The organism is Pseudoalteromonas rubra, assembly GCF_001482385.1.
Classification (GTDB): Bacteria; Pseudomonadota; Gammaproteobacteria; order Enterobacterales; family Alteromonadaceae; genus Pseudoalteromonas; species Pseudoalteromonas ardens.
The window spans coordinates 512,384-534,263 of record NZ_CP013611.1 but is presented as its reverse complement, the minus strand read 5'-3'; the positions used below and the strand labels follow the sequence as shown (position 1 = coordinate 534,263).

General features: G+C 47.1%; 20 protein-coding genes. 7 read left to right on the top strand and 13 right to left on the bottom strand.

The features are described from left to right. The first annotated feature begins 13 nt into the window (after positions 1–13). Complete coding sequence (locus tag AT705_RS02270) at positions 14–847, top strand: alpha/beta fold hydrolase (RefSeq protein ID WP_058795304.1); 834 nt, start codon at positions 14–16, stop codon at positions 845–847. A 69-nt stretch (positions 848–916) separates the two neighbouring features. Here AT705_RS02270 and AT705_RS02265 read toward each other — a convergent pair whose 3' ends face one another. After that, on the bottom strand, positions 917–1,357 hold the full coding sequence (locus AT705_RS02265; RefSeq protein ID WP_058795303.1) for a hypothetical protein: 441 nt from the start codon (positions 1,355–1,357) through the stop codon (positions 917–919). A 116-nt stretch (positions 1,358–1,473) separates the two neighbouring features. Between AT705_RS02265 and AT705_RS02260 the strand changes: the two genes are divergently transcribed. Next, entirely contained in the window at positions 1,474–2,685 is a 1,212-nt protein-coding gene (locus AT705_RS02260; RefSeq protein WP_082668896.1) for an endonuclease/exonuclease/phosphatase family protein, read from the top strand. A gap of 267 nt (positions 2,686–2,952) precedes the next feature. On the opposite strand, the gene AT705_RS02255 is transcribed toward AT705_RS02260, so the two are convergent. Beyond that, complete coding sequence (locus AT705_RS02255) at positions 2,953–3,891, bottom strand: hypothetical protein (protein ID WP_058795302.1); 939 nt, start codon at positions 3,889–3,891, stop codon at positions 2,953–2,955. 616 nt (positions 3,892–4,507) lie between these two features. Between AT705_RS02255 and AT705_RS25935 the strand changes: the two genes are divergently transcribed. The 3 genes from AT705_RS25935 to AT705_RS02245 all read left to right on the top strand — a co-directional run bounded on the left by AT705_RS25935 (position 4,508) and on the right by AT705_RS02245 (position 6,310). Continuing rightward, positions 4,508–4,636, top strand: coding sequence for a hypothetical protein (locus AT705_RS25935; protein ID WP_257721228.1), 129 nt, complete (start codon positions 4,508–4,510; stop codon positions 4,634–4,636). A gap of 230 nt (positions 4,637–4,866) precedes the next feature. Then, positions 4,867–5,628, top strand: a complete 762-nt coding sequence (locus AT705_RS02250; protein WP_058795301.1) for a HEAT repeat domain-containing protein — start codon at positions 4,867–4,869, stop codon at positions 5,626–5,628. A gap of 4 nt (positions 5,629–5,632) precedes the next feature. Beyond that, positions 5,633–6,310 (top strand): hypothetical protein, encoded by a 678-nt coding sequence (locus AT705_RS02245; RefSeq protein ID WP_058795300.1) that lies wholly within the window; start codon positions 5,633–5,635, stop codon positions 6,308–6,310. 51 nt (positions 6,311–6,361) lie between these two features. Here AT705_RS02245 and AT705_RS02240 read toward each other — a convergent pair whose 3' ends face one another. From AT705_RS02240 to AT705_RS02220, 5 genes are all read right to left on the bottom strand, one after another. Then, positions 6,362–6,991, bottom strand: a complete 630-nt coding sequence (locus AT705_RS02240) for a DsbA family protein (RefSeq protein ID WP_058795299.1) — start codon at positions 6,989–6,991, stop codon at positions 6,362–6,364. A gap of 45 nt (positions 6,992–7,036) precedes the next feature. Beyond that, on the bottom strand, positions 7,037–7,840 hold the full coding sequence (locus AT705_RS02235) for a DUF2071 domain-containing protein (protein ID WP_058795298.1): 804 nt from the start codon (positions 7,838–7,840) through the stop codon (positions 7,037–7,039). A 122-nt stretch (positions 7,841–7,962) separates the two neighbouring features. Next, a complete protein-coding gene (locus AT705_RS02230; RefSeq protein ID WP_058795297.1) occupies positions 7,963–8,946 on the bottom strand; it encodes a hypothetical protein in 984 nt (327 codons plus the stop codon). A gap of 79 nt (positions 8,947–9,025) precedes the next feature. Further along, positions 9,026–9,925 (bottom strand): NAD-dependent epimerase/dehydratase family protein, encoded by a 900-nt coding sequence (locus AT705_RS02225; RefSeq protein ID WP_058795296.1) that lies wholly within the window; start codon positions 9,923–9,925, stop codon positions 9,026–9,028. A gap of 111 nt (positions 9,926–10,036) precedes the next feature. Beyond that, positions 10,037–11,230, bottom strand: coding sequence for a serine hydrolase domain-containing protein (locus AT705_RS02220; protein WP_058795295.1), 1,194 nt, complete (start codon positions 11,228–11,230; stop codon positions 10,037–10,039). A 507-nt stretch (positions 11,231–11,737) separates the two neighbouring features. Here AT705_RS02220 and AT705_RS02215 point away from each other — a divergent pair. Next, a complete protein-coding gene (locus tag AT705_RS02215; protein WP_058795294.1) occupies positions 11,738–12,382 on the top strand; it encodes a substrate-binding periplasmic protein in 645 nt (214 codons plus the stop codon). A gap of 8 nt (positions 12,383–12,390) precedes the next feature. Here the strand turns inward: AT705_RS02215 and AT705_RS02210 are convergent, their stop codons facing one another. Then, the gene (locus AT705_RS02210) at positions 12,391–13,266 is read right to left on the bottom strand and encodes a LysR family transcriptional regulator (RefSeq protein WP_058795293.1); all 876 of its coding nucleotides are present in this window, start codon (positions 13,264–13,266) and stop codon (positions 12,391–12,393) included. Between the two features lie 108 nt (positions 13,267–13,374). Here AT705_RS02210 and AT705_RS02205 point away from each other — a divergent pair, with 108 nt between their 5' ends. Further along, entirely contained in the window at positions 13,375–13,749 is a 375-nt protein-coding gene (locus AT705_RS02205; RefSeq protein ID WP_058795292.1) for a hypothetical protein, read from the top strand. A gap of 22 nt (positions 13,750–13,771) precedes the next feature. Here the strand turns inward: AT705_RS02205 and AT705_RS02200 are convergent, their stop codons facing one another. From AT705_RS02200 to AT705_RS02180, 5 genes are all read right to left on the bottom strand, one after another. Next, on the bottom strand, positions 13,772–14,029 hold the full coding sequence (locus AT705_RS02200; protein ID WP_237113769.1) for a DUF805 domain-containing protein: 258 nt from the start codon (positions 14,027–14,029) through the stop codon (positions 13,772–13,774). Positions 14,030–14,403: 374 nt separating this feature from the next. Beyond that, on the bottom strand, positions 14,404–16,797 hold the full coding sequence (locus AT705_RS02195; protein ID WP_058795291.1) for a glycoside hydrolase family 15 protein: 2,394 nt from the start codon (positions 16,795–16,797) through the stop codon (positions 14,404–14,406). Between the two features lie 20 nt (positions 16,798–16,817). Next, positions 16,818–18,308, bottom strand: coding sequence for an MFS transporter (locus tag AT705_RS02190; RefSeq protein ID WP_058795290.1), 1,491 nt, complete (start codon positions 18,306–18,308; stop codon positions 16,818–16,820). 1 nt (position 18,309) lies between these two features. Then, on the bottom strand, positions 18,310–20,172 hold the full coding sequence (locus AT705_RS02185; protein WP_058797886.1) for an alpha-amylase family glycosyl hydrolase: 1,863 nt from the start codon (positions 20,170–20,172) through the stop codon (positions 18,310–18,312). A gap of 160 nt (positions 20,173–20,332) precedes the next feature. Next, positions 20,333–21,841, bottom strand: a complete 1,509-nt coding sequence (locus AT705_RS02180; RefSeq protein ID WP_049863403.1) for a tryptophan halogenase family protein — start codon at positions 21,839–21,841, stop codon at positions 20,333–20,335. Between the last annotated feature and the right edge of the window lie 39 nt (positions 21,842–21,880).

The window sequence follows — 21,880 nt, the reverse complement described above, 5'->3', positions numbered from 1 at the left end:
AGGAATTTGCACTATGAATAAACTCGCCGTCGCCGTGCTTATAGGCGCAACATTTTCGGGCCATGCCGCCCATCACCAACACGAATACAACTATACCGAGATTGCCGGGAAGAAAATCGCCTATGCGTGCCAGGGCGAAGGTAAAGTCACCGCCCTGTTGGTATCCGGTATGGGCCTGGATGCGCACACAACTTATAAAAATACCTACCACAACGCCAACCCCAGAGGCTACCGGCTGTGTTTTTACGACCGTGCGGGGTATGGCGAGAGTCAATATGACAACCCCAAGGTCAGAACCATGACCGAACTGCGTGATGAGCTGGCCGGGCTAATTAAGCACCTGAAGGTTGAGTCACTGGTCCTGGTGCCCCATTCATTCGGCGGATTTGTCGCGCGTGCCTATGCCAGCAAATATCCGGATAAAGTAAAAGGCCTGGTCCTGATAGACACGGTTCATGAATCCTGGTACGACGCGATGAAAGCGCAGATGTCCAAATCAGGCTGGGACACGATGAAGATGATTATTAACTGGGAACGCGAGCATAATTCGTTCGAAGATTTTGAAGAAGCCTCAAGCCACTCTGCGCTCTATACAATAAAAGCAGACTTGCCTGTTACCGTGCTTTCTCGTGGTATCCCGCACGTGACAATCAGACAAACCAAAATGAGTTACCCGGATATAGACGTTTACACGCAAACCTGGAATGACGCCCAAAAGAAACTGGCTACGCTGAATCAAAATACCGAGGCAGTCACGATGAAATACGCCTCACACCTGTTTGATGACTCAGACCCCTGGATTGCGATAAAACACATAGAGGCTATGGTAGCAAAAGCCAGCCTCTGAGTTTGATGACCTCGTACAGGGCACTCTACAGTGCCCTGATCTTTGTGCCGGGCATTGAGTAAACAAAAGCTAGTCCGCGCGTTGTTTTTTCACCGCCCTATAGCCCAGCAAGTAGCACAATCCAACAATCAACCAGGCAACACCAACCCACAATACCGCATTGCTGATTTTTTCAGGATGGCGAACAAATAACTGAATTGGCAATAACCCACGAATAATGCACACCAAGGCGATGCTATATATCCCGACGTTAAGTAAGGGTAATCGCCGCATGAGTCCGGTTGCAGATAAAGCATAGCAGCCTAGAATAATAAAAATTGCAGACGCCGCGATGGTGGCTATAGGTGCCAGCATAGTGCCTGCCTGCGCCGACTCTACAACAAAAGGCGGTGCCATTTGTGTGGCATAACACTGTGGACCGAAATAGATACAGGATAAATGCGCACCAGCCACCAGCCAGGCACTCAACGCAGCAAACAACAACAAAGCGATACCATATTGACGACCCATGCAGGCAAGCTCCTTATATAACCTAGACTTAGAATCAAACATCCAACGAAATATTAACACATATTATTGTCGAAAAACGCTATAGTTAAGCCAGTTTTAATTTGACCAGGCAAACAATGAAAGCAAATTTTTTACCTGTCGTGCTGGCAACGGCTGTGTTGAGCGCAGGCTGTCAGAGCACATTAACCAATACGGCCTCTGAAAAAATGTCGGAAGATAATCAAACGCTACGAGTCGCGACGTTTAACGTCAGTATGGAAGCAACCAATTACGATATGACAAACCACACATTGCAATCGGACAATGCGTTAACCGTGGCGTTAAAAAGTGGCGATTTCAGTCAAATCAACAATATCGCTGAGATCATCCAGCGTACCCGACCTGATATTATTCTGCTGAACGAGTTCGACTACATTGCAGATCCAGAGCAAGGCATTCATCTGTTCCAGCGAGACTATCTTGAAGTATCCCAGAACGGTTTTGATCCGATTAAATATCCCTACGTGTATCTGGCACCGGTCAATACGGGCGTAGAGACGCCGTTTGCTGGTAACAAAAATGCCCGTCTGACACATTATGGCTTCGGCAAATACCCTGGCCAATATGCCATGGTGTTGTTATCCAGGTATCCCATTCAGCAGGATCAGATCAGAACTTTTCAACACTTTCTGTGGAAAGATATGCCAAACAATCTGATGCCAACGCAGGCGGATGGCAGCAGCTGGTACTCAAAAGAAGAGGTCTCGGCCATGCGCTTGTCATCCAAGTCGCATTGGGATATTCCGGTACAAGTGTGCAATCGGCAGATCAACGTATTAGCCAGTCACCCAACGCCCCCCGTTTTTGACGGACCCGAGGACAGAAACGGTAAGCGTAATCACGATGAGCTCAGGCTGTGGAAGGATTACATTAGCTCAACCGGTAACGCCTACATATACGACGATATGGGTCAACGCGGTGGATTTGCCGCTCAGTCATTTGTCATTTTAGGTGATTTAAATGCCAGCTCTGTCGATGGCGATGCATATCCAGGTGCGATTGACCAGTTACTGAAACATCCGCGCGTGAATCATTACCCGGCACCTACCTCTGAGGGGGGACGGCTCAATAAACCCGACAATAAACATGCTGCCTCACATACCGCGCACTGGGGCATGCGCGCAGACTATGTATTACCGTCTGCCAACCTGACAGTCAGCGCCAGCGGCGTATTTTGGCCTGCAAATAACCAGACTGGTGCAGAGCTTGTAGCCGACAGAGCATCCTCTTCTGATCACCGTCTGGTATGGGTCGATATTACGCTGCCAGATGCACATTGTAACAACTAGCAAGACAGGCTAACGGGTTTACCTCCCCTTAACTGTTTTTTCGATAAGGCACATGGCATAACAGTGCCTTGCGAGCTCTCACAAAATGTATAAGAAAGCCATTAGCAGCTTTAACTGATTTGGCTTTCTTTAAAATGACCTTCTGACACCATTGCATCAACAAGGCGCTTTTTGAACATATAATCCAATAGTTCAAACGATCATAATTGCTGGTTAGCGCGATCACAGCACTTTATACAAAGTCGGAATCAACACCTCTCGCCATGATCACAACCGTTCAGAATGTAGTCCTTCAAAATAAGTCGTTTTTAGCTCATCTATCACTCTCGTGCTAACCCAATAGATGTTTGAGATATCACCAGGCTCGTTATATCGACCAAAAAAGAGGTATTTGCCATCTGGGGTAACACGCGGTACGGTTTCGAAATAAGGCGTATTAATGTCGGCACCCAGATTAATGGGTTCAGACCACCCGCCCTCTTTCTTTCTGAAGTACACAAATAGATCGCTGTCTTTTCTTTTGGTGTCCTTTCTGTGCCTCGCATTTACAAGCAAATAATCATTCTCTGGTGACATAAAGCCATGGATCCCAAATGCTATGTCCATTGGTCTGGGTGTAGAGATACGCCCGGCATTATTTTCGGCGATATACATCTTTCGCTCTTTCGTGTTGGTAAAGATCAAATCTCCATTTCTTGCCTGGTTGAAGTCAGTCAAGCGGCCAGTATTGAGTGATAACTCCCACCTTTTCGCTTTTTGGCTGCTTTTATTTCGAGGTACGTACCAGATGCCAGAGTCTTTTGAGTCAGGTTGACGCGCGGTGAAATACACCCTGTCTTCATTCAAACTCACATAGGGGACTAACTCATAAGCCATTTTGCCCTGAGTGAAGTCCGCTCTTTCAGGTTTTGTCCACTGCCCTTCTGTCAGCTTTGTATGGTAAATCTGTGGGTAGGTATCTGCTCCCTCGACCACTGTTAAAGCCGTAAAATACATTTCTCGCAGATCCGGAGAAAACGACACCCCAAATTCATATCGACCTTCAACAGATACAATATCAGGGGCAAACTGCTTTGGCTGAGTACCTGGCGGTTTCTGACCTAGCCATAATGTATCACTGTCTTGTGCTGGTTCAGCGGCAGTTACATCAGCGACCATCACACCGGCAACGAATAGAAAATGTAAAATAGGTTGTTTGATTTTCATGGTTTTGCCCTTAAGTTCTGTAATCATTTAGGGGCAATGTATCAGGTTTGGTGCAGCGCGCCGTGTAAACTAATGTAAAACATGTACCCACTGTTTTTTTATCCGGTATATGACAAAGGCGCGTTTCTCTATCTTATGCCCCATAGCATTCACCCGGCCCGATTTCGTTGTTGACAACAGCACAAAGTACGTCCGCCACAATACATACATATACTCAAGCAACACAAAATTGAGCCAAAGAAGTGCAAGCATCGTCATTTCAAACAGCAATTAACAAGCCATTATTTAACCAAGTCATATAACAGACCAACCTAGTTGTTATCGGGCTATAACAAAACCCCATAACTCATTGTAATTAATAGATATATGTATTTATTGAAGATTTTGCATATTGCACTTTTGTTATTCATTCTGTGGGTTGTCGGGATCAGGGAAAGCACCACGAAACCTCTGATTATCGACATCAGAACAAGAAGGAAAAAAGGTAACAATCTATGAAGACGCAATCCGTTGACAGTTTAGATGTTGTTTCGGGTCGCAAAGGACCTCCAAACTACACCAACTTTTCCTGAAGGTTACTAATACAAATAAAAAATACGTTTAGGAGTTAAAAGTTATGGGTAAATCCAAAACATTTAAACCAAAAACAATTGAAGCACTACACCTAAAAGATGTTGCAGGTGGCGGTATCGATCGGCCAATTTTTATCGGCTACAAAGACCCTATCGACAACATTAAATTCTAATAATTAAGGAAAAATAAAATGAGCAAATCTAAAACATTTACTCCAGTCACTATCGATGCACTGAGCCTGAAAGATATCGCTGGCGGTACCGGCACGTCTATTCCGCCTGAGTTCATTGGCATCAAATAAGCGCAATACGCGATGACACAATAGAAGTAGCGGCTGCTCTGTCGCTACTTCTTTTATCTCCATTTGAGGTTTTAATATCACCCTGCAGGTAAGGTAAATACATGATAGCTGATAGTTTTATCCGTGTGTTGTCTGTCAGCAACTCAGTTGAGTGTGTTGAGAGCGCATTCCATGACTTTGTTGAAAGGCAAGACTTTAAAACGCAAGTTTTGAACATGGTTGAGCACACAGCGCTTGGTAAAATTAGCCGCAAAGGCATAACACTGTACGAAGACGATACCTGGTCTTTGCTGCTCACGCTGGATACTTATACAACACCAAGCGACGTCGCAACGACATTTTCCTCCGAATCTTTATACAGCGTTGTTTCCGAACATCACTATGCTGTGAGTATCTACTCAGAAAAGGATGGCTCACTCATACTCTCACCAGAGACTTTGCCAATTAATACAAGGCAACTGAAAATCAGCCCAAACAACCATGCCTATGTATTTCATGGCGCACAAGAAAAGGTGGTTGTCGCACTACACAATAAGTCCGTAGCCAGAGAGGTTTGCCCTTATTACGACACAGTCTCGGGAAGAAAGATCGCAACTTACTCAGGCACACACGACCTCGAAAGATATAAGGTCCTAGCTGGGTTTTTGCCTCAGTTTGGCGCAACAGCGGCCCCCTACCTCGTTAAACTAACCAAGCACAAAGTCAACGCCATACGCTGGCAAGCCCTGGTTGAGTTATTTAAAGTCGACCACCAACAGGCTAAGGTCATTTTAATCGAGTTTTTAGAGGACCCTTGTCACATCGTCAGGGCGCAAGCCGATGCCACACTCACCCAATTAACTGAATTTGAAAAGGCGTGTTAGTTCTATGGAATTTTATCCCCCAAAAGCCGTTGCAGCCACTTCAATTGAAGGGTTACTGACATTTATTAAAAACAATTTAGTTGAAGGCCAGAGGCTGTGTGACACACCAGGGTTAGTAGAGCAGTTAATGGGGCTCAGGCATAGTATTTCTGACGTACTCGACCATATTGTCCACTCGTTAGAGCAAGCAACGCCCAATTCCTATGGCAAAAATTCATTCGTCCTATATCAGGATGATACCCTTATGTTAAGGGCTGTCGTGTGGGAACCAAGAACAGACCATCAATACTCACAAGAAGACGAGAATCTGTTCGCCTACGGCTTGTGCCACGACCATAATTTTGAACTATTAACCTTGGGGCTTTCTGGCACTGGCTATACTACGCATATGTATGAATATCAGCATAAAGGTAGCCCCTATAAAGAAGGTGAAGAAATTGATATTCACTTTAATGGAGACTTCATTTTAGACGAAGGGTGTGTGCTCTACATGGATAAATCGCGAGACCTGCATTCACAGAGCCCACCAGACGAATTATCTATGTCATTGAATATCATTGTCGATCGTGGTGAAAAAGCCAGGCCTCTGTTCGTTGATACACAATCGAAACGGGTGATCTCCTTTGGCAATGCCATGGATAGCGCGCATTACTTGCAAAAACTCCAGCAAGTACTCACCTGAAGAGCGACCAGGCTGTAATGAACCTGTTTATATTTGGTGACATTCGGTACTTTATTTCTTGATGCAGGACGCCAATCGCAGGGCCAGGTCGTCAGCGTAGCAAAACCCCAGAGTCAGCGGATAAGCGTATCCATTTTCGTTAACGTAAAACAGTGCAGGAAAGCCTGTTACCTGAAGCTGCCGCGCAATATCCAGATGTTGCTGAAATTGTGCTTCAGTTTCAGCCGCATGCAATGCCGATTCAAACTGCACGTCGTCCAGGCCAATGGCCATTGCACATCCAACCAGGATGGCATCTAACGAAGGGTTTTTAGCTTGCTGGTAATAGGCTGCCTGAATAGCCTTAGCCATGACCATTGCGCCATGCTTTTGTGATCCTTGCTCTGCCAGGCTTTGCGCAGCAATGACTGCCCGACAAGCTTGATAGGTTGAACGCACAGGGGTATTGAGATGCCAAAAGTCATGATTAAACGTAACCGATGTTCTTCGCTCTATTTCAACCCAATACGAAGCAATCGTATCTCTTAAGCTCTGCGCCATGGGCTGCGTCGTATCTGGTGCCAGTCCCCCCATTATCCAGCTCATCTGTGCATCGGGATAAGGCGTTAAAAACCGCTCTAATTCAGGTTGAAATCCGTAGCACCAGCCACACATGGGGTCCATTACATAGATAAATTGCATTGTATTCTCACTCAGCTGTATAACCCGACGCAATCCAGTTACTGTTCAAGCATGCTCCGGGCTGGTATTCAGTACTTTTGGAGGCAGGTAAATTGTAAACTCATTGATTGGTTCCACTAACACACTATGTGGCTTTTGCTGCTCCGCGTCAGAAACCAGATCCAGACGAGAGAGTAAACCAAAGTTTGCGGATTTCAAAATCGCAGACGAAACCTTGAGTTCTTTGTGCCATACACGGTAAGTACCCAAACGCCCATCACGCCGGTAGTAAAACCCAGTTAAAGGGTGAGTCAGGTAAACAAGCCCCGTTTCAGTATCAGGAAATCCGGGTAACTCAATAAGCGCATCTTTGTGCTGCATCAATTCAACGCTGGCGGGTGCCCAGTGTGCTGTGGTATGCATCTTATAACGGCGGTATACCTCCTGTGATTGGTCATAATCACAATCAAAAACCACTTTGCCACTATACCAGGGAAGCTTCCAGAGCATGCTGGGCACAATGCGGGTCCACGAATCAAGCGTAGTACCAAGAAACCAGACACATCGCTCCCCTGAATCCCTGTCGATGATATAGATACGGTAGTTGGTTTGCCCCATCGTGTACTTGGGGAAAGGATAAACAGCCGAAGTAAAGTCAACATCGATAAAGGGCACGACAGAAACTAACCCCTTTTCCACGCCATCTATCATCACCGTATCGAGCTTGAAGCGCGCCGGAAATAGGCCGGCAAATTTGCTAACATCAACAGCATACGTAATGATCGCAAAATGCTGAAGCTTACACAGCACATCTATGCCCGTAGGTGCAGGTCTGGGCTTTAAAAAGTCTTTGAATGACAAAGAGTCCATAGGTCGCTCCTTCTTTTCTCGGTAAACGGCCTTGTCATTTTCCCTACAAGACCGTTCCTTTATCCTACACGCGCCCCCGGAATTAGTGAACTTATTGGTCGAGCTGGTATAAAACTCGACTCCTACACCACATAATCAACCTGCTGGACCAGGCCAGGTTTACCATTTTCATCGAGATAAAAACCGGACTTACGGATCGCGCCCTGCAACGCCCCATCCGTTCTGATATTCAGAGGCGTATCAGCATTGTGTAGTGCGATGGCGCCTATATTGGCGTCATGGAGTGATATTAACTCGTCCTGCTCTTTGTTTTTGACCCAGACTTTAAGGCTATCAAAAATATCGTCATTTTCATCAATGAAGCCATTACCATCATCGTCATACTGAGTCAGGTCGGCAAACCCATTACCACTGAGCGCACCAAACAGTTCTTTACCATCATCTATCTGATTGTTCTGGTTTAGATCCAATGCCAGATAGCCGTATCCCTTCTTCAGCTGAGCAAAATTGTCTTTATTGCCATCTGCATCAATATCAAAGTCCATACGTTCAGTATCCAGCTCAACAGCGCGATTGGTAAAGCTGATGATCAACGGATCCTTCATATCAACATTCTCAATGGTTCGCTCATAGCTGGTATGAGACTGGGCAAATACAGATTTAAAGGCAAAACTAATAGTCTCACCATTTTCCAGCTGAATTTGACCATCCGCCTTAAAGACGTTGGCCTGACTCTCGTGCGATAACCGCTCTACAATCACTTCTGTGGCGGGTGCTTGCTCTGACGCAGACATGATCTGTGACATTTCAGCATGCGAGATGTCTTTTCCGACCACAGCGTCATACCACTGCACGTCACTGCCCGCGAGTTTTTCTACCAGCAACTTTAAGATGTACATTCTGGCACTGGTTTGCATATCCAGATCAGTGGCTGTATTGTCTACATCAGCCACCTCGCCCGCCATCCCTTGCTCACCATTACCCGGCTGTGCCGAATTGACGTTCTCAGGCCCGGGCAACTCAGTGATCTCTGTACGCTTTTCATAAACATGACTCTGACCCTCATGCTGGTTACTGATGTTGACTTGTGCATTTTCAATTTTCATAGCTCCTCCGCTCCCATCCATGTAGTTTGATATCGGCAAAGGAGAACAAATATTGAGCAATAATTGACAGCAAATGTGTTTATTGGGTCTGAGTATCTCTGTTTTGATTTATAGCAGGCAATACCTCGGCGAATTCAGCATCTAACATCTCCAGAACCTGCTCAAACCCATGCTCTGATCGCCAGCCAAGATGTAGCTGTGCCGCGGATGAGTCGTATACTCTGTCCAATGAATCGGGTAAAGCCCAGCCTCGTTGTTCAAATGCCGAAAGCAGCCCCGGACATCTTTCAGAAATAATCTCAGCGGCATTCAGGTATAAGCGTTTGCAGTCAGCGGGGCTAAAAGGTGTTGCACCAGACACAATAAAGCGTTGAAAGCCAGGCAAGCGTTTTTCTATTGCACACAGATGCGCGCTGGCCACATCCCGGGCGTCAATTCCGCGTGTTAACCTGTAAACTGCCATCAAATCTGCAGGCTCAGGGAAGCACCGGGACATTTGGAGTACAGTAACAGGTAAATTAAAGCGCTTTGCTATTTCGGCTAATTTTTGTTCTGCGATTATTTTACTGTGGTGATAAACCGATTTGGGCTGCGGCTGAGTCTTTTCTGTTACCCAACCTGCCATCCCCTTGGGAGTCGATGCATAACCATACAGTGCAGTAGTGCTGGTGAATACAAAGTGCTTTATATCCGCATTTATGCCGGCCAATGCCAACTGTTCTGTTGCATCAACATTAATGCGCTGAAACGCACTGTCTTCAACACGCCCGACATGCGGTGCATGTAAAGCCGCAGTATGTATTATCACTTCTACGCCCTGCAGCGCCTCGTTAAGCAACTGGCTGTCCCTGATATCCCCGACAAAATCCGCAGTTGAACAAGGTGTTTTATCAATCCCAACCACCTGATGCTGTGCCATGAGCTTAATGTAAATGGCGCGTCCAACTCTGCCTGCAGAGCCCGTTACCAGCACTTTCATTATTTCAACCTTATTTAATCTTTGAACAAAGAGCAGTTGCGGACTTTACAGCGGTTGTTGAACCACTTCAACAGACAACGCCGCATCGATAGACGTTGTCTGTACTGTTAACTACATAAAGGCAGGGATTACTCGCTCGGCCATTAATTGCAGCGTGTTGTTTTCCCTGCGACTCGCTGTGACAACCGCGACAAGATCGAGTTCCTCAATTAAAATAATGTACTGACCTCCACCTCCCTGAGCCGATGCACTGTAAAACTGTCTGTCACCATTGTTCAACTCAGCGTTCCACCAGTAGTAGCCATAGCCCTGTTTTGACACATCTTTGCCACCACCAAACATGTCGTCATCGCCAGTATACAGCTGCGGGCTGACTGCCCTCGCAATGAATTCCTTAGGAATGAGTTGCTCACCCTGCCACACGCCTTTGTTTTGTGCCAGAGTCCCCCATTTAAGCATATCTCGTGACGTCATATTGACCCGCCAGCCAGCTTCAGGCAGACCATTATCAGCGGTTTGCCAGTGATACGCATTGATATCGAGTTTATCAAGTAGTTCTTTTTTAATAAAAGCTTCGGCAGAGCCCGGCACCACAGCATCGATCACATGCATCACCAGCATAGGGTCATCCTGGTATTTGAACGTCAGTGAGTCAGCACCGATTGGCGCACTGCGTTCCAATAATGCCTGTGCATGCTGCTGCCCTTTAAGTTGTTTAGAGATTTTGTCCAGCGCCTCTTTTTGGCTGTCATTAAGCCGGATCCCGGAGCGCATGGTGAGTGCCATATTAAGCGTAATTTTATCGCTCCCCTTGGTAAGTTTGCTATGATCCAGATCCTTTAAAAAACTTACTAAAGGCTTGTCTAAATCGGCCATGCTCAGATAACCCAGTTGGATAGCCCGACCAAGTGCCAGGCCCGTGTATACCTTAGTTGCAGATGCCTGATAGTGCGGCAAGTTGATACGGCCACGAGAAAAATAAGACTCGAAAACCAACTCCCCCTTATGTGCAATCAGTAAGCTGTCGAAATGCCCATGTGCGTTATTTTCTATCTCTTTAGCGAGCTTCACCAACATGTCTTTGCGACTTTTGCTATTTAAAGTACCAACAGTCACTCCGTCGCCCCTGCGCTCAGGCGTTGTATCGATAAAAGCCTGACTGAGTTCAGAAACATCCCGATAGCCGCCTTGCAGCTCTGCAGCGGTGGCTTCTGCTGGTTTGGTACAGTTTGCCGCAGCAATGCAGCTCACGCTACCTAATATGGCGGCAGCAATAAAATGTGTAGCGAATGTATATTTGGTCATGTTAACCCTCCTGTTACCTACAGGTGGTTAAGCTAGTTAATTTCTTCTCATAACACCTGATTTACCCATGACTTCTCAATGACTTTATCTTCAGACTGATATATAAGCAGTAAAATCAATCAGTTGAAAAAACAAATTCAAAATAAGCCCTTCACCCTGCCAGCCTTTTTAATTGCTCATACCAACACCTGTCATACAAAAAAACCTACTTAGCCTAGCCATATAGCACACAAAACTCCCCCTATATGCACTCCGGTTTTGGCATACTGAGATTTCGACTGCAAACCCGGATAGACCACACGATAATTCGCGACATTGCCGGACCGCCGTTTATTGACTAGACTCCCAGTATCGCCACCAATTTACCCCGATATGCTACGCATCATACTTTTTTGCCTATCTGTGTTCTCGATTGAAGTATTTTCAAGTAACGACAAGCTAGTGCTGATCGCAGGCGATAACTGGTGCCCCGTAAATTGTCGCGACTCAGACAAAAATAAGGGATTCATGATTGATGTTGCCACAGAGGCGCTCGCCATCTCGGGGTATCAAGTTCGTTATATTGAAATGCCCTGGCTCAGGGCCATCCATCAGGCCAGGGAAGGAAAAGTACACGCCATTGTGGGTGCCTTCAAAGACGATGCACCGGATTTTCTCTTTCCAAAAGTGCCCATACTGAGGCTAAGTCCAAACACTTTGTTTACTCTGTCCGACAACACATGGACATACAAAAACCAACACTCGTTGAACAAAGTCCGCCTCGGCGCTGTTCAGGGATATGACTATGGCCATTTGCTGAATGCATACATAAAATCACATCGTAGTTCTCCCAATAAGTACATTACGCTGATAACGGGTGACGATGTTGTGGCACGCAGTTTAAGGTTATTAACCAGTAAGCGGATAGATGCTTATGTTGATGCGGGCCCCGTTGTCTGGTACCAGGCCAAACAGCTCGGGATCAGTGATAAAATCAAATCGGTTGGTTCAGTCAGCCCGCTGGAGCCTGCTTACATTGCCTTTTCTCCGCGCCTTGAAAATAGCGAACAATTAACTTTAGCACTCGACCTCGGTGTCCTCAGGCTGCAACTGGACGGCCGCCTGGCGAGCATTGCTGAAAAGTACGGGCTCAGAGATGAACACTATCGATAGTGCATTCGCTACTGTGTATTTAATAACTGAGCCTGAATGTACTCACTAAGTGCATCCATGCAAACTTTCACGGCCAAGGGAACATGCTTTGAAAAAGGGGTAAGTAAATACACTGAATTTTCGGGCAAACTTTCATCGGGCAACAAGGCAGTGATGCCAGGCAGACCTTTATGTATATAAAAGTCCGGGATCAGGCCTACTCCCGCCCCGCAACGGATCAAAGAGACTGTGCTATGAAATGCGTTGGTGATGCAACTTACTTTAGGACTGAATGCCTTAGATTCACCATTTTCTGAGACAAACTGATATGCAATAGGTTCTCCTTCCCAGGCGTTAGCAACATAGGGGGACTGTTCCAGTGAGGCGTCACTAAAACGTGGATGTCCACATAACACATCACGAAACGCCCCCAAACGCTTTTGCCTGAGCGTGCTGTCTTTAGAAACACCAATACGAACGGCAATGTCTATATCATGCGCCATCAAATCCAATTGCTGGTCTTCGCAAGTTAACTTAATAATGACGCCCGGATACTGCCGTATCAGATTTGAAATAACAGGCGCAAGCAATGTTTCTACCAGTGCATTGGGTGCCGTGATATGCACCTTGCCCTCCGGCTCACTTTGTTGAGCCTGAATATTCTCCCAGGCATCTGCTGCGATCTGATTGAGTACCTTGCAGGACTCATAAAAACGTTTGCCAGGTTCAGTCAGAAACTGTCGGCGGGTTGTTCGCTTGATAAGCACGACCCCGAGATCTTGCTCAAGCGTTTTTAAATGCTGGCTGACCGCTGATTTTGATAAACCTAATTTATCTGCCGCACCGGATACCGAACCTGCCTCGACCACATGAGCAAACAGCGACATTTTTCCAAGTTGGCGCATTTTTATTGTGTAATTTAACTAAACAGTGTTTTTTATTATTACTGTTTTTCAAACCAATTAAAACCTCTACACTTCTCTTACTGAAAACAAAACAAACGGAATCTTCTAATGACACCACAACAAGAACTTGACCTTTGCAAAGCAGGTATCGCTGCATGGCAGAATGCATTTAATAACGGAGATGCGCGCGGTTGCGCCGAGCAATACTCGACAGCTTGCACTATGCTGGCGCGGCCAATTGGTGAGTTTACCTCTCCAAAGGACATAGAAGCCTTCTGGCACGGCATCATCGAACAGGGTTTTTGCGATGTCACCTATACCGATGTAGTCTGGGAGAAACACCCGGAAACAGGCTACTTACTGACTGCCAATTGGACCATGAACAAAGCGTTTGGCAAAATTCATGGTGAACATTGGGTTGTTGAGCAAGACGGTCAAGCCCGCCTGCACAGTGATGATTTTGAGATCCTGGGTGAACGTTAGTCCACCCAGTTACTGACATATACTACGAAACGGTATTATGTAATTGTTCCTTTGGGTTAGGACCATATTCGTTATCACCCGGTTTACTGTCCATGACATAAAACACAATCAACACGATTGGTCCAGCAATAGGGACAAAAGAAATCAAAATCCACCAACCGCTGCGCCCGGTATCGTGCAAACGGTGAATGCTCAGGACAGTGCTGGGAATGATTATAATCAGGGCGTAAAGGCCGCTTAAAAGACCGAGACCGGTTTCGTCTGAATAAAGACCAAGCATAACGTCAATCAGGCCAAGTACCGCAGAGACTATGAGTGCCTAGTATAAACGCCCTGTGCTCTTTACGCCTTGCCCGTCCTTTAAATTCGAAACAGTTTTTAAAAACAGATAAGTAAATTTCTAACGCGATCCCTTCTCCTTATGAATTTTCCATAATTCGTGCACCATAGGCGTAACGATTAAAGGCGCCCAAAGCACCATTAGTGTTTACCTCTTATCAGACTATGCACTATTTTTGACAAAACAAAGCCTCAACCCTTTTCGCAGCCAAATACGTATAGACGTGCCGGTAGACAGACTTATTTGTCCATATGGCCAATAAAAAACGCGGCGTCCTGTATGGAACACCGCGTTTTATCAGTATTGCAGCACGCTTACTTAAGCGCCTGCTCCACAATTGGATAATGATCCCAGACTTGCTTGTCTGCCAAAGAGCGAACCAGCTTCACATACTCAGCATGTGTCCATGCCAACGGTGTGGCAGAGTTAGTGCCCTCGCCCAGTGTATAACCGAACGGGTTTACGCCCACGCCATCCCAGACCTGCTCAGGGAGCATCAGACCTTCGTTGGCAAAATGCTCCATGCCTTTGATGTAAGTGTACTTGATACGTTGCACCGCAGTGTCATTCAAGGCATTAACCTGGCTGGCTGCCGCTATCTCGTAGTGGCCGCGCTCACCGGTAAAGAAAGGCCAAACCCGACCACGCTGACCGGCCGTGTTCTGACCCTGCTCGGCATAGTTCGTGCCACGTATTTCGTCTTCACCGTAACCGTCGTTGCCATAACGGCGGTAGCCCGGATAACTATTCGGGTCGCCGGCAAAGTTAAAGCTATATTTTACGCGCAGATTCTCAGGCAGGTTTTCATCTTCATACTCTGGTAACGTATTAGTGATGCTACTGGCATCAGCGGCTCTTACACCATAGCGTACTAACTCAAGGAAGCCACCATCAATGATCTGCTTCTTATCCAAACCTGAACGACCATTGTTGTCACTCAGCTTAGTATCTGTATTCGGATTTGCATCTTTACCAATTCGGACAAAGTACTTGCCATCACTTTGCTTAGACGGCAAGTTGCCCTTTGTGGTGAACATGGTGGATTCTACTTCACTGTCGTATCGCTTAGCCGTAACCATATAGCGCTCACTGCCCGCTTTATCGCCTGCTAGTTTGGCAATATCACTGGCCGCGACTAACCCTGCAATAATAGCGGCCGTTGTCGAAGGTGAATAGCCATTCTGCTCTTCCCAACGCTCCTGCTGTGTTGCTGGTGGCGTGATCTGCGTATCGTTCCAGAGGATTTTGGCCAGACCCCCTTCTACCAAAAACTCAGCTGCGGGTTGCAACATGCGCTTGTACCAATGGACAAGCTTCTCATCGCTCAGCACACCGGCCTGCCAAAGTTTCCATGCCAGCATAATTGGCATAGCAGTCTGATCCAGTTGCACACCAACCCACTCCAGCTCACCGTCAACATGGGTTTTCTGTAAGAACCAGCCCGTGTCACCCTGATTGCCAGGCGTTTTATCGGTAACTTGTACTTTTTCCAGATATTCAAACGCAGTCAATGCCGTTTTTGGGTCACCCATGGCCAAAAATGCCATAGCCACCTGATAGAAATCGCGTACCCAGACCGCTTTATAACCGGTATGACCTTGCTCGGCTGCAACCGTGTCACCCCAAGGGTTAGACAAGGACGCAATGAGCGCTCCAGCATGGGTTTTATCTTCCTGCGCCTTTAACACCAAAGCACTGGTATAAAGTAGTTTTCCCTGATCGGCCGTATAACCGCTGAGCTTCTGCATAGGCTCAAGGCTACTCAGGTAATCGCGCCAGCCAATCGTATCGCCCTCACCGTTGTAGTGGGCCAATACCTGGTGATAGCCACGCTTAAGTGACTGAGCGCCCTGCTGGAAACTCGCGCTTTGCGATTTGCCAAAACTCAGTGCCAGGTCGAATGTGGCCTGCTGGTCAACGTCACCCAGCTCTGCTAACCAATTAACGTTGCCGCTTTGTACACCGGTATTGGTGTAGCGTTGTGACATTGACTGACTTGCCTTAAGCTGCGCCAGACCATCGCTTTGACCAGTAAAGCCAACACTCGCCTGTTTAAAACCATTGCTGCTTTGCAATGTCAGGTAGTTGTCTCCTTCCCAGGCAACCAGACCCTCGTCCGTTACCTTAGCAAAGTCATTCAACCCGTTATTATTTACGTACGGGTTTACGTTAACAAACAACTTCACATCATTCAGTTCAGTTTCCACTTTCGCGCGAACGAACAAGGTTTGCCCGTCGGGGTCGGTGAATATGTATTTTTCAAGCGTAAAACGGCCTTGCTTGTCTTTGCTGATAACTTTGTATGCTAAAGACAGCGGACGACCTTGTGCGTCTTTGTCCAGGTAATCAATACTGACGTCCAGTGCGTCTTGCTCCGTTACCGTAAAATCCGGGCCGGTGACAATAAACTGCATGTCTTTGATCTGAGCCTGATGGATCAGGCCAAACATAGTTTCTGTGATCATGCCTTTGGCAATAGAAAACCACACTTTGGAAACGGTTTCTGTACTTGCCTCATCAGAATACTGCCCTTGCTCGTAGGCCTCATAAGAGGTACCAATCCCGGTTTTACCTGAATAGGCCCAGTATGGCTTATCACCCGGTGCGCCCGGCGCAGCCTGCTGTGACTCAACCGCGTTATTCGCGCTGCCGCAACCAACAAGTCCGGCGGCAATCAATGCCAGAGTTAAACTAGAAAGTTTTTTCATAAAGTCTCCTTGCGGTGGTGTTATTGTTGTTCGATTTTCACCCGCATTACAGCAACTGCTGCAAGCAGGAACGACACACCACCAACCACTAATGCAAAAATCGGTTGATTATCAAATAGGTTTCTCAGGATCAGGCCTAGTACACTGGCCGCCATCAACTGCGGGATCACGATGAAGAAATTAAATATCCCCATAAATACGCCCATTTTATGCGCTGGTAATGAGTTACTCAGCATGGCGTAAGGCAGTGAAAGGATTGAGGCCCAGGCAAAGCCAATCCCAACCATAGGCAGCCAAAGCAAGCCAGGGTCAGTTATCATTTTAAAACTCAATAGCGCACCGGCACCAAACAGGAGGTTGATACAGTGTGCACCACGCATGCCTAGACGATTCACCATTACCGGGATACACACCGCAGCCAGTGCGGCAAAACCGTTGTAAGCGGCAAACAGTACACCCACCCAGTCAGCACCATCGTTATAGGCTTTGCTGGTTACTTCTGTCGTACCATAGTGAAAGCTGGTGACCGCCGAGGTGGTATAGATCCACATAGCAAACAAGGCAAACCAGCTGAAGAATTGCACCACTGCAAGCTGGCGCATGGTGTCGGGCATAGTAAAGACATCGTAGATAACATTATAAAAGCCACCTGAGGTGCTACCGCGCTGCTGAAGGTAACCAGCAATTAGCAGGACCAACGTAAAGGATAAAAACAGTCCGCTCAGCAAATACAGCTCTTTTTCCAGCTGCAGCCCAATCACAGCAGCCAGGATCCCTCCACCAATCACGCCGGAAATAAGTGCTGCGCGTGCGTAGTTGATCGCCTGATGGCTTTGCTTAGTTTGCGTTTCAACCGCTTCACCGGCAAACTCAGCCAGCTGTTGCGGGCTATATTCTTTGGTTTTCAGAATGGTCCAGCCTACCGCCAGAAATAACACCACACCACCGAAGTAGAAAGCATACTTGACAGACTCTGGGATCTGACCCGGCTCTGCAGTATTACTGATCCCAAACCAGTTGGTCATCATCCAGGGCAAAGCCGATGCCACGACAGCACCGATACCAATAAAGAAGCTCTGCATAGCATAACCATTGGCACGTTGTTTTTCGTTGAGGTTATCACCTACCAGTGCCCTGAATGGCTCCATGGTCACGTTAATAGATGCATCCATGATCCACAGCATGCCCGCTGCTATCCAGAGCGTGGGAGAATTAGGCATAAAGAACAACGACAAGGTCGTCAGAATGGCGCCATATAGGAAGAAGGGTCTTCTGCGGCCTAGTTTCCCCCAGGTTCGGTCACTCCAGTAACCAATGATTGGCTGTACAATTAGACCAGTGAGTGGAGCGGCAACCCACAGGATTGGAATATCATCGACTTTGGCGCCCAGCGTCTGAAAAATCCGGCTGACATTACCATTTTGCAGTGCAAAGCCAAACTGGATCCCCAGAAAGCCAAAGCACATATTCCAGATCTGCCAGAAGCTGAGTTGTGGTTTTTGTTTTTGCATATTAATTCTCTAATTCAAAGACCGCACTGGCCAGCGGTGCCAGGGTCACCGTCAGTTGATTATTACGAAGTACTACCGGGCCATGTTGCTCAAGCAGATCCTGTGCCTTGCCATGCCAGCCTTCGGGCAATGTAATTGATACATTCTGAGCGTGATGTGCATCAAAGTTGCTGACCACGACCAGGCGCTGTGACTTGCTTTCACGAGCAAAGCTCATTACTTTGTGTGCAGATTTACCCTCTGGTGTTGTCACTTGCGTTGAAACCAATGTGCCCTCAGCCACCGCGCTTAAAGACGCCATATTCATTAGTTTCTGATAATAAGCACGTAACGCCTTTTGTTCATCGCTCAGCAAAGCACCATCAAACTTGCCATGGTTCATCCAGGCCTGATGGGCCGGCACACCGATGTAATCAAAAATGCTGGTACGACTGGGCTTGCCGAATCCCGCCATCTCAGAGCCGTCTTCACCCACGCTCTGACCGAAGTAAATCAAAGTTGGTGCTTTACTGATCAAATGACTAACGACCATGGCGGGCTTACCTTTATTTGCATCGCCGGCAAACTCCGGGCTTGCAATACGCTGCTCATCATGGTTTTCCAGGAAGTGCAGCATATGAGGCGCAATATCCGCTACACTGGCATGGACGTCCAGTACTTCCTGCGCCGTGCCTTTGCCCTGCATCAGGGCTTTAAGAGAATCATAAAAACCGACTTTATCGTACAGGTAGTCCATTTTTCCCTGCGCGATATATGAACGATACAGGGTTGGGTTGTAAACTTCTGCGAGGATAAAGGCATCCGGGTTTTTCACCTTGATTGAGGCATTCAGGAAACTCCAGAATTCCACCGGAACCATCTCCGCCATGTCATAACGGAAGCCGTCAACACCTTTATCCAACCAGTAATAGGTGATATCACGAAACTTATACCAGCTGTCTGGCAGTTTTTTATCTTGCCAGAATGCATAGTGGGCACGGTAGTCAAGCGTGGCATAGTGTGCCGGCAAGGTGGCAAAGTCATAGCTGCCATCGGGTTTTACACCGTAATTGACCTTAACGGTTTCATACCAGTCATGAATATGAGGCTGCGCTTTACGTGCACCATTGCCTGTCCATTTGGCCGGGCTTTCAACGAACTGACCATCGGCAAGTGGGTGTTGCTCGCCCCCAAGCACCTGATAATCATCTGAGCTCGGGACACGAAAATCCTGGCCAGTAACGTAGTAAAAGTTGTTATCACGGGCATAGGTCTTTGACGTGTCGTCGTTCGCACCGAAGTCGCTTACGCCTTGTGGCGCACTAAGCGATTGATAATTACGAGCGACATGATTGGGGACTATGTCAATCACCACTTTCATACCCGCTTCGTGAGTGCGGTCTATCAGAGCTTCGAATTCTGCCAGTCTGTTGGCTGGGTCAATGGCCAGATCCGGATTAACGTTGTAATAGTCTTTAACGGCATAAGGGGACCCTGCGCGGCCTTTGACTACATCCGGGTCGTCCACTGATATCCCATACTTGGTATAGTCACCTACTAAACCATGATGCAATACACCGGTATACCAAACGTGACTCACACCCATGGCCTTGATTTCAGCCAGCGCTTTGGGCGTAAAATCGGCAAATTTTCCAACTCCATTTTGCGCCTTTGTACCCCACGGAATATTGTTACTATTGGTATTCCCAAACAGGCGGGTAAATACCTGATAAACAACTGGCTTTGTCTCTGCCTGTTGTGTCGCTGCTGCTGCGTTGCTGGCTGTCTCTAAAGAAGTCTTGTTGTCATTGATACTGTTACAAGCGTTCAGTACCACAGAACCAGTGATCACCCCTAGCGCGACCACCAATGGTTTTATTGTCATCATAATGTTGTCATTTTTAGTATTTTCAATGAGTCTACTGACTTGGTAATCACGGGTGAACCGCTTGCATACGTATTCAGAGCCCCTATTCATCCGCACGTCATGTTCAATATTCTTAGTGCCCAAATGTAAACTCTGCTCAGGGACAAAGATCGTCGATTTATCGCATCTGGGCCAAACGCTCAAGTTGCGCGCGGTGGTCTTCAAAGTTTAATCCGCATCGGGCAATGTAATCCTGTACCTGTGATAAGTCGTACTTGTTTGCCGCCTCATTGCCAGCGATCAACTGAGACTGCTCGGGATAGATACCGTAACCAGCGAGTAAACAGTGCCAACTGACGGAGGGGTAATACTTGTCGATATCCTGACGATGTAATTCATCCGATAAATTTTTGCCCGACACCCAGGTTTGCAATACGTCATATAAAGAACGCGAAAGCTGATTGTTGTTCGCGTTATCACGCCAGTATTGTGTATCGGCTCTGCTGTTTACACGATAATGCGCCACAATATAATCGCGAATGGCCTGGTAACGGGCATCGAGTGACTGGTTATGCCTGGTTTTGAGCTTATCGGTGAACTCGCCGTCCTGATAACATTCAATAAAGCTTTGAACGGTTTCCTGAACAATATGAAGCGCAGTCGCTTCCAGCGGCTCAATAAACCCTTGTGACAATCCAATGGCAAGGCAGTTTTTGTGCCAATGCTTTTTGACCTGCCCCACCTTCATGGTCAAGTGACGGGCTTCAACGTCACTGTCCAGCAAACCCAGTGCGGTACGTAATTCGGTTTCAGCTTTATCCGGATCGCAATAGCGTCGGCTGTAGACATAGCCATTACCAATGCGGTTGGTCAGAGGTATATGCCAACTCCAGCCAAACTTACGGGCAATGGACTGGGTTTCAGAAGAAATCACATCACCCTGTTCTGTTGGCAAAACCACAGCGGCGTCATTAAACAAGTTGTTGGCAAAAGACTCAAAGCCCACATCCAGATGCTGCTGCATTAATAAACTGCGAAAGCCCGAGCAGTCGATAAATACATCACCTGTAATTTCCGTTCCCTGCTCACATACCAACGCTGCAATGTCACCATTTGTATGTTTACGCACATCGCTGACATTGGCCTGAATGTGCTCAACGCCCAAATCGCGGGCTGTTTGAGCTAAGAAGAGCCCAAGCTTACCGGCATCAAAATGATAGCCATAGTTAATTTCAAACGGAAAATGATGCGCAGCGATTGGGGCTTTAGCCTGCTCGGCCAGATAGGTAGTAAGAAAAAATGGGTCTGGGTGGCCTGCTACATCAATCGCTTTTCTTCGAACAAAGCTGTTATGAAAGAAGGCTGGCGCTGAATAATCGTCGGGCTGTGAAGGAAAGGGATGAAAGTAGCTGCTAAAGCCAGGACGCGTTGACCAGTCAATAAAACGAATGCCATTTTTATAAGTTGCGTTACACGCTGGCATCCACTGCGCTTCACTGATCCCCATAAAGTCCATAAACCCCTTGAACTGGGGAGTAGAGCCTTCGCCCACGCCAATGATGCCAATATCCGGTGACTCGACCAGGGCAATCTCAATCGGCTGGTCCTGCCAGCTTTTGGCCATCAGGTTAGCCGCCATCCAGCCTGCTGTACCACCGCCTAAAATCACGATTCTCTTTTTATTCATCATTTTCACCTCATAAAACAAAGCCACCAGAAAACTGGT

Coding starts and splice junctions, on each gene's coding strand:
- AT705_RS02270 (WP_058795304.1), top strand. CDS start 14: ATGAATAAACTCGCCGTCGCCGTGCTTATAGGCGCAACATTTTCGGGC.
- AT705_RS02265 (WP_058795303.1), bottom strand. CDS start 1,357: ATGGGTCGTCAATATGGTATCGCTTTGTTGTTGTTTGCTGCGTTGAGT.
- AT705_RS02260 (WP_082668896.1), top strand. CDS start 1,474: ATGAAAGCAAATTTTTTACCTGTCGTGCTGGCAACGGCTGTGTTGAGC.
- AT705_RS02255 (WP_058795302.1), bottom strand. CDS start 3,891: ATGAAAATCAAACAACCTATTTTACATTTTCTATTCGTTGCCGGTGTG.
- AT705_RS25935 (WP_257721228.1), top strand. CDS start 4,508: ATGGGTAAATCCAAAACATTTAAACCAAAAACAATTGAAGCACTACAC.
- AT705_RS02250 (WP_058795301.1), top strand. CDS start 4,867: ATGATAGCTGATAGTTTTATCCGTGTGTTGTCTGTCAGCAACTCAGTT.
- AT705_RS02245 (WP_058795300.1), top strand. CDS start 5,633: ATGGAATTTTATCCCCCAAAAGCCGTTGCAGCCACTTCAATTGAAGGG.
- AT705_RS02240 (WP_058795299.1), bottom strand. CDS start 6,991: ATGCAATTTATCTATGTAATGGACCCCATGTGTGGCTGGTGCTACGGA.
- AT705_RS02235 (WP_058795298.1), bottom strand. CDS start 7,840: ATGGACTCTTTGTCATTCAAAGACTTTTTAAAGCCCAGACCTGCACCT.
- AT705_RS02230 (WP_058795297.1), bottom strand. CDS start 8,946: ATGAAAATTGAAAATGCACAAGTCAACATCAGTAACCAGCATGAGGGT.
- AT705_RS02225 (WP_058795296.1), bottom strand. CDS start 9,925: ATGAAAGTGCTGGTAACGGGCTCTGCAGGCAGAGTTGGACGCGCCATT.
- AT705_RS02220 (WP_058795295.1), bottom strand. CDS start 11,230: ATGACCAAATATACATTCGCTACACATTTTATTGCTGCCGCCATATTA.
- AT705_RS02215 (WP_058795294.1), top strand. CDS start 11,738: ATGATTGATGTTGCCACAGAGGCGCTCGCCATCTCGGGGTATCAAGTT.
- AT705_RS02210 (WP_058795293.1), bottom strand. CDS start 13,266: ATGCGCCAACTTGGAAAAATGTCGCTGTTTGCTCATGTGGTCGAGGCA.
- AT705_RS02205 (WP_058795292.1), top strand. CDS start 13,375: ATGACACCACAACAAGAACTTGACCTTTGCAAAGCAGGTATCGCTGCA.
- AT705_RS02200 (WP_237113769.1), bottom strand. CDS start 14,029: ATGCTTGGTCTTTATTCAGACGAAACCGGTCTCGGTCTTTTAAGCGGC.
- AT705_RS02195 (WP_058795291.1), bottom strand. CDS start 16,797: ATGAAAAAACTTTCTAGTTTAACTCTGGCATTGATTGCCGCCGGACTT.
- AT705_RS02190 (WP_058795290.1), bottom strand. CDS start 18,308: ATGCAAAAACAAAAACCACAACTCAGCTTCTGGCAGATCTGGAATATG.
- AT705_RS02185 (WP_058797886.1), bottom strand. CDS start 20,172: ATGACAATAAAACCATTGGTGGTCGCGCTAGGGGTGATCACTGGTTCT.
- AT705_RS02180 (WP_049863403.1), bottom strand. CDS start 21,841: ATGAATAAAAAGAGAATCGTGATTTTAGGCGGTGGTACAGCAGGCTGG.